Consider the following 16,151-nt stretch of genomic DNA (forward strand, 5'->3'; position numbering starts at 1 on the left):
TAAATCTCAGTATGGCATCTGCCTCCCACCATCTTCGTAAACTAGCCAATCAAAACATCTTGGACACTAGAAGAGAGGGGAAAATTATATATTATTTTATAAAAGATGAGGAAATCAGAGATTTTTTTAATCAACTAGGATAACAACTATTTTTACTACTTTCTACTTTTCCATGATTATAGGAAGATTATATATGAAATTTTTGATGAAAATTACTCACAAGAAATACCTACTCGTATCAAATGTTTAAGAAAAAAGTATAATTTAAAGCAAAGCGACCTACGATTATATCAGCGTTTACAGACATTCAAGAGAAATCTCTTGGATGTCTTTTTTGGGCTAAAGCAAGGCTATGATTAGCCTTGGCAAATTTGCCTAACAGCTCCAAACCTGTCATCAAATGAAATCGATGACTTATCAGAATGAGTCGTAGCCTTCATCTCACAGTATAGGTAGATGGCTAATTTCATTTTAAAACTTTCAGTTTTAAGGGACTGACCCCAAAAAGTGAGAATTTAATAAAAAGACTTGACAAATTTCGTTTACAATGGTAAATTTATTTTAAACATATTTGTTTACATTTGTAGACGAACAGGAGGAAGGAGAATGAGCACAATAGAATTTAATACTTACATCACAGATGCAGAATGGGAAGTCATGCGTGTAGTTTGGGCAAATGATCGAGTAACTAGTAAAAAAGTCATTTCCGTAATGCAAGAAAAAATGGACTGGACACAATCCACTATCAAAACGATCTTAGGTCGATTAGTTGGAAAAGGCGTACTAAATACAGAGCATGAAGGTAGAAAGTTTATTTACACTGCCAATATTGAAGAGACAGAAGCCGTAAGGGATTATGCAGAAGATATTTTTAACCGTATTTGCAATAAGAAAGTCGGAAATGTAATAGGAAGCATCATTGAAAATCATGTCTTAAGCTTCGATGATATAGATCGACTAGAGAAAATATTAGAGATAAAAAAATCTTTCGCAGTAGAAGAAGTGGCTTGCAATTGTCCAGAAGGACAATGCGAGTGTCATTTACATCATCATTAACATAAGGAGGAATAAAAATGAGTAAGAATAAACATATGTTATTAGGTATTGGACTTACAGTCGTATTAACTGCAGTTGGATATATTACACTTTTAGAACCAATGATTAGTTATTTTAAAATAAACCAGAGTGCAGTTAATATAGATATTCAAACAAGTAAAACAAAAAGTACACTTCCTATACCACCACTATTAGAGGATAAAAATCCAGATCCTAATATTGCGGATTTTACTTTAGAACCTCAAGAAAGAGAAACTTCATTTTTACCAAATACCAAGACACGAACTATGGGGTACAACGGAAGTTTCTTAGGCCCTGTCATCAGAGTAAGTAAAGGTGAGCAAGTAAATGTGCACGTAAATAACAAGCTAAAAGAAGCAACTACAGTTCACTGGCATGGACTAGAGGTAGAAGGAGAAAAGGATGGGGGCCCTCATCAAGGAATTGAACCAGGAACAACTTGGGAGCCTAGTTTTACAGTAAATCAACAGGATGCAACATTGTGGTATCATCCGCACTTTGGAGGAAATACTGCTACCCAAGTTTATAAAGGTTTAGCAGGACTATTCTATGTGGATGATGAAGTATCAAAAAGCTTAAATATTCCTAAGGAATATGGAGTAAATGATATACCTTTAGTAATTCAAGATAGAAGCTTTGGCAAGGACGGCAGTTTTATTTATAATACAAATATGATGGATGGAGCAACAGGGGATACTATCATAGTTAACGGAGCTATTAAACCTAATTTAGAGGTTAATAGAGTCAAGATGAGATTTAGAATAGTTAATGGTGCTAATGCAAGTAACTTTAATTTGAAGTTAGATAATAGAGATGGATTCTATCAAATAGCATCTGATGGTGGATTTTTAGAAAAACCGGTTAGCCAGAGAAATATTATGTTATCACCTGGGGAAAGAGCAGAGATAATAGTGGACTTTTCAAAGTATGAAAAGGGAACGCAGCTATCACTTATGAGTAATAAGGAAGCCATTATGACCTTTAATGTTAAAGGCGATGGGAAAGATGATACTGAAGTACCTAGCACTTTAACGAATATAGAAAGAATGTCAGAAGCACAAGCTACTAAGATAAGAAGCTTTGAGCTTCAAGGTATGGGTCAAATGGTATCAATAAACGGTATAAAGTTTGATATGAATAGAATTGATGAAACAGTGAAGCTTGGAGATACAGAGATTTGGGAAATTACAAACCCAGGATCTATGATGCATGAAATGGGGCACCCATTCCATATTCATGGCACACAGGTTCAAATTCTATCAAGAAACGGTAATGCGCCTTCTCCAGAGGAGAGCGGATGGAAAGATACTGTATATATTGAGCCTAACGAAAAAGTAAGACTTATAGTTAAGTTTAATAAGAAGGGTACTTATATGTACCACTGTCACATTCTTGAACATGAAGAAGCAGGTATGATGGGACAAATTAAAGTAGAATAATAAATAATATTGAAGATCATGTCTTAAGCTTCGATGATATAGATCGACTAGAAAAAATATTAGAGATAAAAAAATCTTTCGCAGTAGAAGAAGTGGATTGCAATTGTCCAGAAAGACAATGCGAGTGTCATTTACATCATCATTAAGAATAAGGAGGAATTTAAAATGAACAATAATAACAAACATTTATCCCACTGTCACCATAATCATGGCGACATGGATCATTCAAAACATGAGTACGTAAGCACGGAAGAACATGGAGACCATAAGAATCAACATCAAGAACATCATGCTGAGCATGATCACAGCGGGCACAGTGGGCATGACCACAGTGGGCACGGAGGGCATGAACACCATCATCACGGTAACTTTAAGGAACTTTTCTTAAAATCATTGCCACTAGGAATCATTATTATGCTCTTATCTCCTATGTATGGATTTGAACTACCATTCCAGTTTACTTTTCCATATTCTGATATTGTAGTAGCTATTTTATCTACTATATTAATTATTTATGGTGGACGTCCATTCTATCAAGGCGCAGTTGATGAATTTAAACAAAAAGAACCTGGAATGATGGCTCTAGTTTCTTTAGGTATAAGTGTTTCATATTTATACAGTATTTATGCTGTTATCATTACCTACGTAACGGGTGGACACGTGATGGACTTTTTCTTTGAATTTGCTTCATTATTATTAATCATGTTATTAGGTCACTGGATTGAGATGAAAGCTATTGGAGAAGCAGGAGACGCACAAGCAGCATTGGCTAAGTTGGTACCAAAAGATGCTCACGTTGTGTTAGAAGATGATTCAATTGAAATACGTCCAGTTGCTGACTTACAGGTAGGAGATTTAATTCGTGTTCAAGCCGGAGAAAATGTGCCAGCAGACGGAACTATCGAGCGTGGCGAATCACGTGTGAATGAAGCTCTTTTGACTGGAGAATCAAAAGCAGTTAAAAAAGGTCCTGGCGATGAAGTAATCGGAGGCTCAACAAATGGAGAAGGGGTTCTTTATATTAAAGTGAATGAGACAGGTGATCAATCCTTCATCTCTCAAGTTCAGAATTTAATCAGCCAAGCTCAAAGTCAGCCTTCCAGGGCAGAAAATATTGCTCAAAAGGTTGCAGGGTGGCTCTTCTATATTGCGGTCATTGTCGCACTAATAGCTTTTGTAGTGTGGATGGTTATTGGAGATATCCCAACGGCAGTTATCTTTACTATCACGACATTAGTTATAGCTTGTCCACACGCATTAGGTCTGGCTATTCCATTGGTCACCGCCCGTAGCACAAGCTTAGGAGCCAGTCGTGGGTTACTAGTGAAAGACCGCCAAGCCTTAGAAATAGCTCCAGATGCAGATGTGATGATTTTAGATAAAACAGGTACTTTAACAACTGGTGAGTTTAAAGTATTAGACGTTAAACTTTTTAATAACAAATATAATAAAGAGGAAATCATTGCCTTACTGGCAGGTATTGAAGGAGGCTCTAGCCACCCGATTGCTCAATCAATTATAAGTTTCGCTAAGCAGCAAGATATACGTCCAGCATCTTTTGATTCAATTGATATGATTTCCGGTACTGGAGTAGAGGGTAAAGCAGGTGGGCACCGTTACCAATTAATCAGTCAAAAAGCCTATGGACGTAATCTTGATATGGATATTCCAAAAGGAGCAACTCTTAGTGTCTTAGTAGAAAACGATGACGCCATTGGCGCTGTAGCTTTAGGGGACGAATTAAAACCAACGAGTAAAGAGTTAATTAAAGCTCTTATAAAGAACAATATTCAACCAATTATGGCAACAGGTGATAATGAAGAAGCGGCTCAAAGTGCGGCAGAAGATTTAGGTATTGAATATAGATCAAATCAATCTCCACAAGACAAATATGAGTTAGTTAAAACACTTAAAGATGAAGGAAAGAAAGTTATCATGGTAGGTGATGGTGTAAATGATGCTCCTTCTCTTGCCTTAGCAGATGTTGGTATAGCTATAGGTGCTGGAACTCAAGTGGCGTTGGATTCAGCTGATGTCATATTGACTCAATCTGATCCAGGAGATATTGAATCATTTATTGAATTAGCACACAAAACAACTCGTAAAATGAAACAAAATCTCTTTTGGGGAGCCGGTTATAACTTTATAGCTATCCCTCTAGCTGCAGGAATTTTGGCTCCTATTGGCATCACATTTAGCCCTGCATTAGGAGCAATTCTAATGTCTGTGTCAACAGTCATCGTCGCCATTAATGCTATTTTATTAAATTTAGATCCCAAAAATAACGGTTAACAGATCGAATGATTGAAACTCATTAAAGTATCAAGATACAATAGTTTTACAGGAGAAAAAGAGATGTAAGTACTGGCTCTTTGTAAAATCGTGTTGGTAGAAGTAGACGATTTTTCTACCAACACGATTTTTAATTTATTATAGAACTGATTATTTTTAGGATATAAGTACCTGAAGCATAGAGATGAGTATGGCTATAGTCAAAATAAAGCAGTAACAGCCTTGAAATATATAAATCTATCATTCAAAGAATTGATTTATGAACAATACGATTACTATGTTAAAAAAAATAAGAAAGATCCTTTGGATCGGGCTATCGATTATATGCTGAAATTTCAGAGAACTGATGCAAATTTTGAGATTCCCAAGCTTCTTGCTGTTGTTGATTCTATTCAAAAATATGTTTTTAGCCAATCAAAAATGAAGTGCGGGGACTATAGCGTGTTTGCTTCTTTATTAGAAAATGAACAAGTTGATGAAAGATTACAATTCTTAATTGATTATGGGGTACCTTGTTCAGCAGTCAAGAAAGTAAAATTACCAGAGGAGTTAACTGGTTATCCTAATATTATCCAATATCTAAAGGATAATATTTCGCAAATAAGTTCAAAGCTAATTCCTTATGAAATGAAGTTGATGAATGAGGCAATTTTTTAAGTGGATAATAATTTTTAAAATGTTGACAAGAGTTGTGTTTAATCGTACTGTATATATACTTCTAGTACACATCTAACAATGTTTTAAAACTAAAATCTTCTTACCTTCTGTAAGAAGATTTTTGCATGGAATTAAAACTAATATCAAATTCATTAACGGTTTTTTTATAATTTCCAAAAAATGGCAGAATATAGTTGAGTTATAGAAGGAGTTTATCATGAACTTACATGATTTACATTTCTACAAGCAACTACTTCTGCCTTTTGTAATGAGGAATCAGAGTCAAATAATTTCACTTGGAGGTCATCTATGGATGAACTAGTGAGATTTTTGGAAGAAATGCTTCTGAAATATGGAGACAACATTGATTGCTCAAATTTACCAATCAAGGAAGAAAACCTGTATACTGATGAGTAGTTGCTTGTATTCTTTTCTAAAAAGAGTTAAAATACCCTTAAGATTATAAGGGTATTTTTTGGTCAAACTTTTCAAGGAGAAATTAAATGAAGCGAAAGAAAGCCTATATCTATACAAGGGTATCTACGACTATGCAGGTTGAAGGATTTTCATTAGATGCTCAAGAAGCAAAAATTCAGCAATATGCCAATGCTTTTGATATTGAGATTGTGAAAACCTATCAAGACGCTGGGAAATCTGGTAAAACCATGCTAGGACGAACGGAATTTATGAACATGATATCAGACATCGAAGCAGAGAAAGATAAGGTGGACTATGTACTTGTATTCAAATTATCACGTTTTGGTCGGAATGCTGCGGATACTTTAAAATCTCTAGCTATTATGGAATCTCATGGTGTAAATCTGATTTGCGTTGATGATGGACTGGATAGTTCAAAGGATTCAGGAAAGTTAGTTATTACGATCTTGTCGGCAGTTGCTGAAATGGAAAGAGAGAATATTATTTCTCAAGCTATGGAAGGTCGTAGACAAAAAGCGAGAGCTGGTCAATGGAATGGTGGATTTGCGCCTGTAGGATATTCCCTTGTTAATGGTCAATTACAAGTAAATCATGAAGAAGCTGAATCCGTAAAGATGATTTTTGATTTATTTGCCAACAGTGATATGGGCACTATAGCTATTGCCAAGCATTTAGCCAACCTAGATATAAAGAAACCAATTCGACACAATAGTACGCTTCCATATTTTTCATCAAGTGGCATTGCAAGAATCTTAGACAATCCAGTTTACAATGGAAAAATTGCTTTTGGACGGCGTGAAAGCACTCGAGATAAAATTTCTGGTGAAACGAAAGTCACGCAGTCTGAAAATTATATTCTAACAGACGGAATCCATGAAGCAATTATTGACGATGAGACTTGGAAAAAAGTGAGGAAAAAACGAGAAGCTAATGCCCATAAGTATAAACGTGAGAATCCAAACAAGGGCGATTCTATCTATATACTTTCAGGGTTGATAAAATGTCCATTATGCAATGCTGGGCTTTATGGAAATAAAAGTATCAAGCGAAATAAAAATAAGAAAGATGAATACTATAAAAACTATTACTACTATGCTTGTAAACATAGAAAACATGTAGATGGTCATAAGTGCACATTTAATAAACAGCTTAAAACAGGAAATTTAGACCATGAAGTATTATCAATCATTAGTAAGTTAGTTTCAAGACCTGATTTTGCACGAAAACTGCAAGAGAAAATAAATATTCAGGTTGATACAAGTAGGATAGACAGTGAAATTGAACAATATAAAAGTCTCTTTCGCCAATTAAGTGCAACTAAAATGAATTTAATCCAACAGATTGACTCCTTAAATTTTGAAGATCCTCATTTTCAGCAAAAGTCAATTGATTTAGATATGAGATTAAATACTATTTATGATAAATTATCAGATGTAGAAATGCTAATTGAGACAAGTGAATCTAAACGAGAGGTAATCCTAAAAGATAAAATGACCGCTGATAATATTTATAAAATATTAGTTAACTTTGCATCATTTATGGACGTCATGGAAGATATCGACAAGAAGCGATTGTGTCAGATGTTGATTGAAAAAGTCGAAATTTATGATGACAAAAATAAAGCAGGACGTTGGGTAAAAGCCATTCATTTCAAGCTTCCAATCATTGAGGAAGACTTAGAAATTAGTTTGGACAATAGTACACCGGTTGAGGCGGTGGTGAAGCTTATTCGCAAGTAACTTCTCTTTCCCTTATTCAGAAAACATATCCAGTTAGAAAATCAAGGGGATCATTGTTAAGGACTTTTTTAAAAAGTGAACATTTTTGACTTGCGTCAGCATAACATTCGTGATAGAATGAATGAGCCTAGGAAAAGTTATTAAACCTATTCTAGCAAATATCAGACCTATATGGGATGAGTAGCTCTGCTATTGATCATAACCAAAGCCTACGGACAGGCGGGTCGAATGCCGAAGCGTGGTTGAAAGGCCACATTATTGATCGAGTTAAAAGCTCGAATTTTATAAGTTGATGTTAGGAGTTAGCTCCTAATTCGTATCAAATTTAGTGTGGTGAAAGCACACGTCATCTTGTGAAACGGTCAATAAAGTACGTATATATTTGCACTGGAGAGTAGGAAACGAAGGCACACAAACTCAAGAGAAGAATAAAAAACGTCAATAGCGATTGTAGAGCAGGATTTTTCCCTGCTCTTTTTACTTGTTAAAAAGAGGAGGAGTCAAATCAAGCAAAGGAGTGATTTTCCATGAAAAATCAAACTCAAGCCCCGATTTACGAGGGTTTGGTCACCTTGAGGAAGAAACGGATTGTTCCTTTCGATGTTCCTGGGCACAAACGGGGGCGGGGAAATCCAGAGTTAGTAGAACTACTGGGTGAGAAGTGTGTCGGAATCGATGTCAACTCAATGAAACCCCTAGACAATCTAGGACACCCTGTTTCCATTATCCGTGAAGCAGAGGAGCTAGCGGCAGAAGCTTTTGGAGCCAGTCATGCCTTCCTTATGGTTGGGGGAACCACTTCGTCGGTACAGACTATGATTTTGGCCACTTGTAAGGCGGGCGATAAAATCATTTTACCTCGCAATGTCCACAAGTCTGCTCTCAATGCCCTGGTCTTGTGCGGTGCGATTCCCATCTATGTGGAGATGAGTGTGCAGGAGCAAATCGGCATTGCTCTGGGCTTGGAAGTGGATTATTTTCAAAAAGCGATTGAAGAACATCCAGATGCCGTGGCTGTTCTCATCAATAATCCCACCTATTACGGTATCTGCTAGGACCTGAGAAGTTTGACAGAGATGGCCCATCAGGCGGGTATGAAGGTGCTAGTAGATGAGGCTCATGGAGCTCATTTGCATTTTTCGGATCAATTGCCAGAGGCGGCTATGGATGTGGAGGCAGATATGGCAGCTGTTTCCATGCACAAGTCAGGTGGGAGTCTGACGCAGAGCTCCTTACTGTTAGTGGGGCCAGATGTCAATGTCGAATATGTTCGCCAGATTATCAACCTGACCCAATCCACCTCAGCTTCCTATCTTTTGCTGGCTAGTTTGGACATTTCTCGAAGAAATCTTGCCCTTCGTGGCAAGGAATCCTTTGAAAAAGTCATCGAAATGGCTGAATACGCTCGCCGTGAAATCAATGCAATCGGTGGCTATTATGCCTATTCCAAGGAATTGATTGATGGAAAGACTGTTCATGATTTTGATGTGACCAAGCTATCCATCTATACACAAGGTATCGGTCTGACGGGGATTGAAGTGTATGATCTCCTTCGTGATGAATACGATATTCAGATTGAATTTGGTGATATTGGCAATATTCTGGCCTATATTTCAATCGGCGATCGTCTGCAAGATATTGAGCGACTAGTGGGAGCTTTGGCTGACATCAAGCGTTTGTATTCGCGAGATGGCTCAGACTTGATTTCAGGCGAATATATCCAACCACAGTTGGTCTTATCACCACAAGAGGCCTTCTATGCTGAGCGGGAGAGTCGCTCGTTACAGGAGGCAGTTGGTCAGGTCTGCGGGGAATTTGTCATGTGTTACCCTCCAGGTATTCCTCTCCTATCACCAGGAGAACGGGTGACCCAGGAAATTGTTGATTACATCATTTTTGCTAAGGAGAGAGGCTGTTCTGTTCAGGGAACGGAAGACCCAGATGTCAATCATATCAATATTATCAAGGAGGTGGGCTAATGGAAATGTGGTTTTCAGAAGTACAGACACCTGATGTGAAATTATCTATTCGTACCAACCGACAGCTCTATGCAGGCAGAAGTGAGTACCAAGATATTGCCGTCTTGGAATCGCCAGCATTTGGGAAGATTCTAACGCTCAACGGCCGTGTCCTCTTTTCAGATGCCGATGACTTTGTCTATAATGAAATGGCTGCTCACGTTCCTATGGCAGTCCATCCCAATCCTAAGAAAATCTTGATTTTGGGAGGGGGAGATGGCGGAGTTGCCCAAGTTTTCAGTATGTATCCTGAAATTGAGCGAATTGATGTGGTTGAGCCAGATGAGCTCCTAGTAGAAGTATGTCGCCAGTATTTCCCAGATTTTGCCAGTGGCTTAGAAGATGAGCGGGTGGAAGTCTATTTGCAGGACGGTCTGCGTTTCTTACGCAACTGTGAAAATGAATACGACATCATCATCAACGATGCGACGGATCCATTTGGACACACAGAAGGATTGTTTACCAAGGAATTTTACGGCAATGCCTACCGAGCTTTGAAAGAAGACGGTATCATGGTTTACCAGCATGGATCACCTTTCTATGATGAGGATGAGTCAGCCTTTCGCTCTATGCATCGAAAGGCCAGTCAGTCCTTTCCAATCAGTCGGGTTTATCAGGCCCATATTCCAACCTGTGCGGCAGGTTATTGGTTGTTTGGCTTTGCCTCTAAAAAATACCATCCTATCGATGATTTTAATCGGGAAAAATGGAAGGCACGCCAGTTGTTCACAGAATACTACACAGCAAACCTACATATCGGAGCATTTCTCTTGCCCCGTTATGTTGAAGATATTTTAGAAGAAGAGGAGAAAAAATAATGAGTCGTTTATTAGTGATTGGATGTGGGGGAGTTGCCCAAGTAGCTATCAGCAAGGTCTGTCAGGCAGAAGACACCTTCAAGGAAGTCATGATTGCCAGCCGTACCAAGTCCAAGTGTGATGACTTGAAAGCAAGCTTGGAAGGAAAAACTTCCGTCAACATCGAAACTGCCCAAGTAGATGCGGACAAGGTAGAAGAAGTAATCGCTTTGATCGAAAACTACCAGCCCAAAGCTGTATTGAATGTGGCCCTTCCCTACCAAGACCTGACCATCATGGATGCTTGTCTGGCGACGGGCGTGGACTACATCGACACGGCCAACTATGAGTGCGAGGACACCGAGGACCCTGAGTGGCGGGCTATTTACGAAAAACGCTGTGCAGAAGAAGGTTTTACAGCCTACTTTGACTACTCTTGGCAGTGGGCTTACAAGGAGCGTTTTGAAAAAGCAGGGCTGACCGCTCTTTTGGGATCCGGATTTGATCCAGGGGTGACCAGCGTATTTTCAGCCTACGCATTGAAGCATTATTTCGATGAAATTCATTACATCGACATCTTAGATTGTAACGGTGGAGACCATGGTTATCCATTTGCGACCAACTTCAACCCAGAAATCAACTTGCGTGAAGTTTCAGCACCAGGCTCCTACTGGGAAAATGGCAAATGGGTGGAAGTCGAAGCTATGTCGATCAAACGAGAATATGACTTCCCAGAAGTGGGTCAGAAAGATATGTATCTCCTCCACCACGAAGAAATCGAATCCCTGGCTAAGAATATTCCAGGTGTCAAACGCATTCGCTTCTTTATGACCTTCGGTCAATCTTACTTGACCCACATGAAGTGTTTGGAAAATGTTGGCCTCCTGCGAACTGATCCAATCAACTTCAATGGTCAAGAAGTGGTGCCAATCCAATTCCTCAAGGCATTATTGCCAGACCCAGCCAGCCTTGGTCCACGTACCGTTGGCAAGACTAACATCGGCTGTATTTTCACTGGTGTTAAAGACGGCGTTGAGAAAACCATTTACATCTACAACGTTTGTGACCACCAAGAGTGCTACAGGGAAGTTGGCTCACAGGCTATTTCTTACACAACTGGTGTGCCAGCTATGATTGGAACCAAGCTGGTTATGGACGGGACTTGGAAGAAACCAGGTGTCTATAACTTGGAAGAATTGGATCCAGATCCATTCATGGACTTGCTCAATCAATATGGTCTGCCTTGGCAGGTAGTAGAAAATCCTGTTTTGGTGGACTAGATGAGAATAGAACAAGTCCCAACACCAGCCTATGTCATTGACGAGGCTAAGCTGGTAAAAAATTTAGAAATTCTCAAGTCCGTTCAGGACCAAACAGGTTGCAAGGTCCTCTTGGCTCAAAAGGCCTTCTCCATGTATGCCACCTACCCCTTGATTAGCCAATATTTGGCTGGAACAACTGCTTCAGGTCTCTATGAAGCCAAGCTGGGTCGTGAGGAATTTGGCGGCGAAGTCCATGTCTTTGCTCCTGCCTTTAAGGATAGCGACATGGATGAGCTTCTGGAGATTTCTGACCACATTGTCTTTAATTCAGAGCGTCAGCTCCGTAAGCACGTGGACAAATGCCGAGCAGCAGGAGTGAGTATTGGTCTGCGGATCAATCCAGAATGCTCCACTCAAGACGAGCATGCTCTTTACGATCCCTGTGCAACAGGCTCTCGTTTTGGTGTTCGGATCAGTCAGTTTTCAGAAGACTTGCTTGACTTGGTGGATGGTCTGCATTTTCACACCCTCTGTGAGCAAGATGCGGATGATCTCAAGACCACCTTGGATGCTGTCGAGACCAAATTCGGTTCTTATCTTCATAATCTCAAATGGCTCAACATGGGCGGTGGCCACCATGTGACCCGTGAGGGCTACAAACTGGATGTCTTGACAGATTGTATCCGACGAATGCAAACCACCTATGAGCTAGAAGTCTATATCGAGCCAGGAGAAGCCATTGCTCTCAATGCAGGTTATTTGGTGACGGAAGTATTGGACATTGTTGAAAACGGCATTGAAACGCTTGTGTTAGATGCATCGGCTACCTGCCATATGCCAGATGTCCTAGAGATGCCCTATCGCCCACCGCTTCGCCATGGCTTTGAGGCTGGTGAAAAGTCCCATACTTACAGACTGTCTTCCAATACCTGTCTGACGGGGGACATCATCGGCGACTATTCCTTTGAGAAGCCTGTGGAGATTGGAGAGAGGCTCTACTTTGAAGATATGGCCATCTATTCATTTGTTAAAAACAATACCTTCAATGGTATTGGACTACCTAGCCTAGCCCTCATGGATAAAACAGGTGACTGTCGTATTATCAAGGAATTTGGCTATGATGATTTCAAGAGGAGGTTATCATGATAGGAACACCCAAAGCAGCAGGATTCCGCATGCCAGCTGAATATGAGGCTCATCATGGGACCCTCATGATTTGGCCGACCCGTCCTGGCTCATGGCCCTTCGATGGTCAGGGGGCAAAAAAAGCCTTCAGCCAGGTTATCAAAACCATTGCTGAAAGCGAGCAGGTCTATCTTTTGGTAGATGAGGCTCACCGTGAGGAAGCCCAATCCATGCTGGGTGATGACGTAACCTATCTGGACATTCCCACAAACGACGCATGGGCTCGGGATACAGGGCCGACGATTTTAGTGGATGGCAATGGCAGAGCTCTGTCTGTCGATTGGTCTTTCAATGCCTGGGGCGGAAGCTATGACGGTCTCTATCAGGACTATGCAGCCGATGATCAGGTGGCTAATTGTTTCAGTCAAGCACTTGGTCTACCTATCTATGATGCCCATCCCTTTGTTCTTGAGGGCGGAGCTATTCACAGTGACGGAGAAGGTACTATTCTTGTCACCGAGTCCTGCCTACTCAGTCAAGGCCGAAATCCCCACCTGACCAAAGACCAGATTGAGCAAGTCTTGTTAGATAGCCTTGGAGCAGAAAAAGTCATCTGGCTCCCCTATGGGATTTACCAGGATGAGACCAATGAACACATTGATAATGTAGCCGCCTTCGTTGGCCCAGCTGAGCTAGTCTTGGCTTGGACAGATGAGGAGACAGATCCACAGTATGCTATGTCCAAGGCTGACTTGGAAGTCCTAGAAAACGCCACAGATGCTAAGGGACGTCGGTTTACCATTCACAAATTGCCCATTCCTAGCCAGCCGATTTTGGTAACAGAAGAAGATTTGCCAGGCTATGTCTATGAAGCGGGGGAAGAAGAACGAACGGCAGGCGAACGCTTGGCGGCCTCCTATGTCAATTTTTATATCAGTAACGGAGCGGTCCTGGTACCGCAATTTGATGATAAGCATGATGCGGTGGCACTTGAGATACTAGCTCCGCTATTTCCAACCAGAAAAGTCGTCGGCATACCTGCACGATCCATCTTACTGGGGGGTGGAAATGTTCATTGTATTACCCAGCAAATCCCTGCTTTTAGAAAGGAGACAGAATGAGAAATGTTACTGTGGCGGCTGTGCAGATGCAGTGCAGTCAAGAGGTAGCGGATAATCTGGCAACTGCAGAGCGTCTGGTGAGGCAGGCAGCAGGTCAAGGAGCACAGATTATCCTTTTGCCCGAACTCTTCGAGCGGCCCTATTTCTGTCAGGAACGCCAGTATGACTATTATGACTATGCTAAACCTGTAGAGGAAAATGATGCAGTTCAGCACTTTATTCCTATAGCCAAAGAGTTGCAGGTGGTTTTGCCCATTTCCTTCTATGAAAAGGATGGAAATAGTCTTTACAATTCAATCGCTGTAATCGATGCAGATGGGACTGTGCTTGGTGTTTACCGCAAGACCCACATCCCTGATGACCATTACTATCAGGAGAAGTTTTACTTTACGCCGGGCAATACTGGATTCAAGGTCTGGAATACCCGCTATGCTAGGATTGGAATCGGTATCTGTTGGGACCAATGGTTTCCAGAAACCGCTCGTTGCCTAGCATTAAATGGAGCGGAACTCCTCTTTTATCCGACAGCTATTGGCTCTGAGCCTATCCTGGATACAGATAGCAAGGGTCACTGGCAACGAACCATGCAGGGACACGCAGCGGCCAATATTATGCCTGTCATCGCAGCCAATCGTATCGGTTTGGAAGAAGTAGAGCCCTCTACGGAAAATGGTGGTCAATCATCAAGCTTGCAGTTTTACGGTTCCTCCTTTGTGACAGATGAAACAGGAGCCGTTTTATCTGAAGCGGGCAGGGAAGAAGAAAACATTCTTTTGGCAACCTACGATTTGGATAAAGGGGCACGTGAGCGACTGGCTTGGGGCTTGTTCCGAGATAGACGGCCAAACCTGTACAAGAAAATAATAGAATGACAATGAGCTAGGTTAACTAGCTCATTTTTGAGTCGATAAGGAGGGGCTTCTTCGTTTGAAGTATTCATCGCTTTTAAGTGTTATTTGGAAAGATAAAAGAGTCTGATTGTAGGGTTATGCTTTATTAACGTATGCTTTTTTGCAAAAATCTGATAAAATGGCTTTTATTTTCAGACCAAAGAGAGTATAATTGGAGTATTATAATCAAGTAGGAGGTACTTATGGAAAAAAGCTTTATCCACCAACAAGAGGAGATTTCTTTTGTCAAAAATACGTTCACGCAATACCTCAAGGACAAGCTAGAAATAGTTGAAGTCCAAGGGCCTATTTTGAGTCGTGTAGGTGATGGTATGCAAGATAATCTTTCTGGTATTGAGAATCCTGTTTCAGTTAAGGTTAAGTTGATTCCAAATCATACCTTTGAAGTTGTGCATTCCTTGGCCAAATGGAAACGTCATACATTAGCTCGTTTTGGTTTCAATGAGGGAGAAGGGCTTTTTGTACACATGAAGGCACTGCGTCCAGATGAAGACTCACTAGACCCAACTCATTCGGTGTATGTGGATCAATGGGACTGGGAAAAGGTTATTCCAGAAGGGCAACGCAATATCTCCTATCTGAAAAGAACGGTAGAATCAATTTATAAAGCGATTCGTCTGACGGAGCTAGCTGTGGAAGCGCGCTACGATATTGAATCCATTTTGCCAAAGCAAATTACCTTTATCCATACGGAAGAATTAGTCGAGCGTTATCCTGATTTGACACCAAAGGAACGTGAAAATGCAGTTTGTAAAGAATATGGCTCGGTCTTTTTAATTGGTATCGGAGGTGTATTGGCTGATGGGCAACCACACGATGGCCGTGCTCCTGACTATGATGACTGGACAAGTCATTCAGAGAGAGGCTATAAAGGTCTAAATGGTGATATTCTTGTTTGGAATGACCAGTTAGGCACTGCTTTTGAGCTTTCTTCAATGGGAATTCGAGTGGATGAAGATGCCTTGAGACGTCAAGTGAAGATTACAGGGGATGAGGATCGTCTTGAATTGGAGTGGCACAAATCACTCTTAAATGGTCAATTCCCGTTGTCTATTGGTGGGGGCATTGGTCAATCACGTCTAGCCATGTTCTTGCTTCGTAAAAAACACATCGGAGAGGTTCAGTCCAGTGTTTGGCCTAAAGAGGTCAGAGATACTTTTGATAACATTTTATAATAAAAGGCTATTTATTTAAAAGGGCACCCCAAAGGTTAGGCATAACATCTAACGGTTGGGGTGCTTTTCTTGTGCCAGTAACCCACGAAGATTAGTTAGA

General features: G+C 40.5%; 11 protein-coding genes and 3 pseudogenes. All 14 read left to right on the forward strand.

What is annotated here, in order from left to right:
• Nucleotides 1-143, forward strand: a pseudogene (gene cadX, locus G575_RS11055) (Cd(II)/Zn(II)-sensing metalloregulatory transcriptional regulator CadX); the annotation flags it as partial.
• 463 nt (nt 144-606) lie between these two features.
• Nucleotides 607-1,056: a CopY/TcrY family copper transport repressor gene (locus G575_RS0103045; RefSeq protein WP_027971400.1), complete on the forward strand. Its 450-nt coding sequence runs from the start codon at nt 607-609 to the stop codon at nt 1,054-1,056.
• A 17-nt stretch (nt 1,057-1,073) separates the two neighbouring features.
• Entirely contained in the window at nt 1,074-2,516 is a 1,443-nt protein-coding gene (locus G575_RS12570; RefSeq protein ID WP_027971401.1) for a multicopper oxidase family protein, read from the forward strand.
• A gap of 8 nt (nt 2,517-2,524) precedes the next feature.
• Nucleotides 2,525-2,662: pseudogene (locus G575_RS12575) on the forward strand (CopY/TcrY family copper transport repressor); the annotation flags it as partial.
• A gap of 19 nt (nt 2,663-2,681) precedes the next feature.
• Nucleotides 2,682-4,808: a heavy metal translocating P-type ATPase gene (locus tag G575_RS0103055; protein ID WP_027971402.1), complete on the forward strand. Its 2,127-nt coding sequence runs from the start codon at nt 2,682-2,684 to the stop codon at nt 4,806-4,808.
• A 222-nt stretch (nt 4,809-5,030) separates the two neighbouring features.
• The gene (locus tag G575_RS0103060; RefSeq protein WP_024378133.1) at nt 5,031-5,465 is read left to right on the forward strand and encodes a hypothetical protein; all 435 of its coding nucleotides are present in this window, start codon (nt 5,031-5,033) and stop codon (nt 5,463-5,465) included.
• A gap of 503 nt (nt 5,466-5,968) precedes the next feature.
• A complete protein-coding gene (locus tag G575_RS0103075) occupies nt 5,969-7,642 on the forward strand; it encodes a recombinase family protein (RefSeq protein ID WP_027971403.1) in 1,674 nt (557 codons plus the stop codon).
• A 527-nt stretch (nt 7,643-8,169) separates the two neighbouring features.
• Nucleotides 8,170-9,621 (forward strand): annotated as a pseudogene (locus tag G575_RS11060) (aminotransferase class I/II-fold pyridoxal phosphate-dependent enzyme).
• Nucleotides 9,621-10,478: a polyamine aminopropyltransferase gene (speE, locus tag G575_RS0103085; RefSeq protein ID WP_027971404.1), complete on the forward strand. Its 858-nt coding sequence runs from the start codon at nt 9,621-9,623 to the stop codon at nt 10,476-10,478. Before G575_RS11060 ends, speE begins: the two are co-directional and overlap by 1 nt.
• Entirely contained in the window at nt 10,478-11,737 is a 1,260-nt protein-coding gene (locus G575_RS0103090) for a saccharopine dehydrogenase family protein (protein ID WP_027971405.1), read from the forward strand. The genes speE and G575_RS0103090 overlap by 1 nt, the downstream gene beginning before the upstream one ends.
• The gene (nspC, locus tag G575_RS0103095; RefSeq protein ID WP_027971406.1) at nt 11,738-12,865 is read left to right on the forward strand and encodes a carboxynorspermidine decarboxylase; all 1,128 of its coding nucleotides are present in this window, start codon (nt 11,738-11,740) and stop codon (nt 12,863-12,865) included.
• Nucleotides 12,862-13,965 (forward strand): agmatine deiminase, encoded by a 1,104-nt coding sequence (gene aguA / locus G575_RS0103100; protein ID WP_027971407.1) that lies wholly within the window; start codon nt 12,862-12,864, stop codon nt 13,963-13,965. The genes nspC and aguA overlap by 4 nt, the downstream gene beginning before the upstream one ends.
• Nucleotides 13,962-14,837 (forward strand): N-carbamoylputrescine amidase, encoded by an 876-nt coding sequence (gene aguB / locus G575_RS0103105; RefSeq protein ID WP_027971408.1) that lies wholly within the window; start codon nt 13,962-13,964, stop codon nt 14,835-14,837. The genes aguA and aguB overlap by 4 nt, the downstream gene beginning before the upstream one ends.
• Nucleotides 14,838-15,058: 221 nt before the next feature.
• Nucleotides 15,059-16,051 carry an aspartate--ammonia ligase gene (asnA, locus tag G575_RS0103110; protein WP_027971409.1) on the forward strand — a complete coding sequence of 331 codons (993 nt, stop codon included), beginning with the start codon at nt 15,059-15,061 and terminating at the stop codon, nt 16,049-16,051.
• Nucleotides 16,052-16,151: the final 100 nt, after the last annotated feature.

Source organism: Streptococcus plurextorum DSM 22810, from assembly GCF_000423745.1.
GTDB classification, from domain to species: domain Bacteria; phylum Bacillota; class Bacilli; order Lactobacillales; family Streptococcaceae; genus Streptococcus; species Streptococcus plurextorum.

Excerpts from the sequence above, each read along its gene's own strand:
- G575_RS0103045 (WP_027971400.1), top strand. The coding sequence starts at position 607 with ATGAGCACAATAGAATTTAATACTTACATCACAGATGCAGAATGGGAA.
- G575_RS12570 (WP_027971401.1), top strand. The coding sequence starts at position 1,074 with ATGAGTAAGAATAAACATATGTTATTAGGTATTGGACTTACAGTCGTA.
- G575_RS0103055 (WP_027971402.1), top strand. The coding sequence starts at position 2,682 with ATGAACAATAATAACAAACATTTATCCCACTGTCACCATAATCATGGC.
- G575_RS0103075 (WP_027971403.1), top strand. The coding sequence starts at position 5,969 with ATGAAGCGAAAGAAAGCCTATATCTATACAAGGGTATCTACGACTATG.
- speE (WP_027971404.1), top strand. The coding sequence starts at position 9,621 with ATGGAAATGTGGTTTTCAGAAGTACAGACACCTGATGTGAAATTATCT.
- G575_RS0103090 (WP_027971405.1), top strand. The coding sequence starts at position 10,478 with ATGAGTCGTTTATTAGTGATTGGATGTGGGGGAGTTGCCCAAGTAGCT.
- nspC (WP_027971406.1), top strand. The coding sequence starts at position 11,738 with ATGAGAATAGAACAAGTCCCAACACCAGCCTATGTCATTGACGAGGCT.
- aguA (WP_027971407.1), top strand. The coding sequence starts at position 12,862 with ATGATAGGAACACCCAAAGCAGCAGGATTCCGCATGCCAGCTGAATAT.
- aguB (WP_027971408.1), top strand. The coding sequence starts at position 13,962 with ATGAGAAATGTTACTGTGGCGGCTGTGCAGATGCAGTGCAGTCAAGAG.
- asnA (WP_027971409.1), top strand. The coding sequence starts at position 15,059 with ATGGAAAAAAGCTTTATCCACCAACAAGAGGAGATTTCTTTTGTCAAA.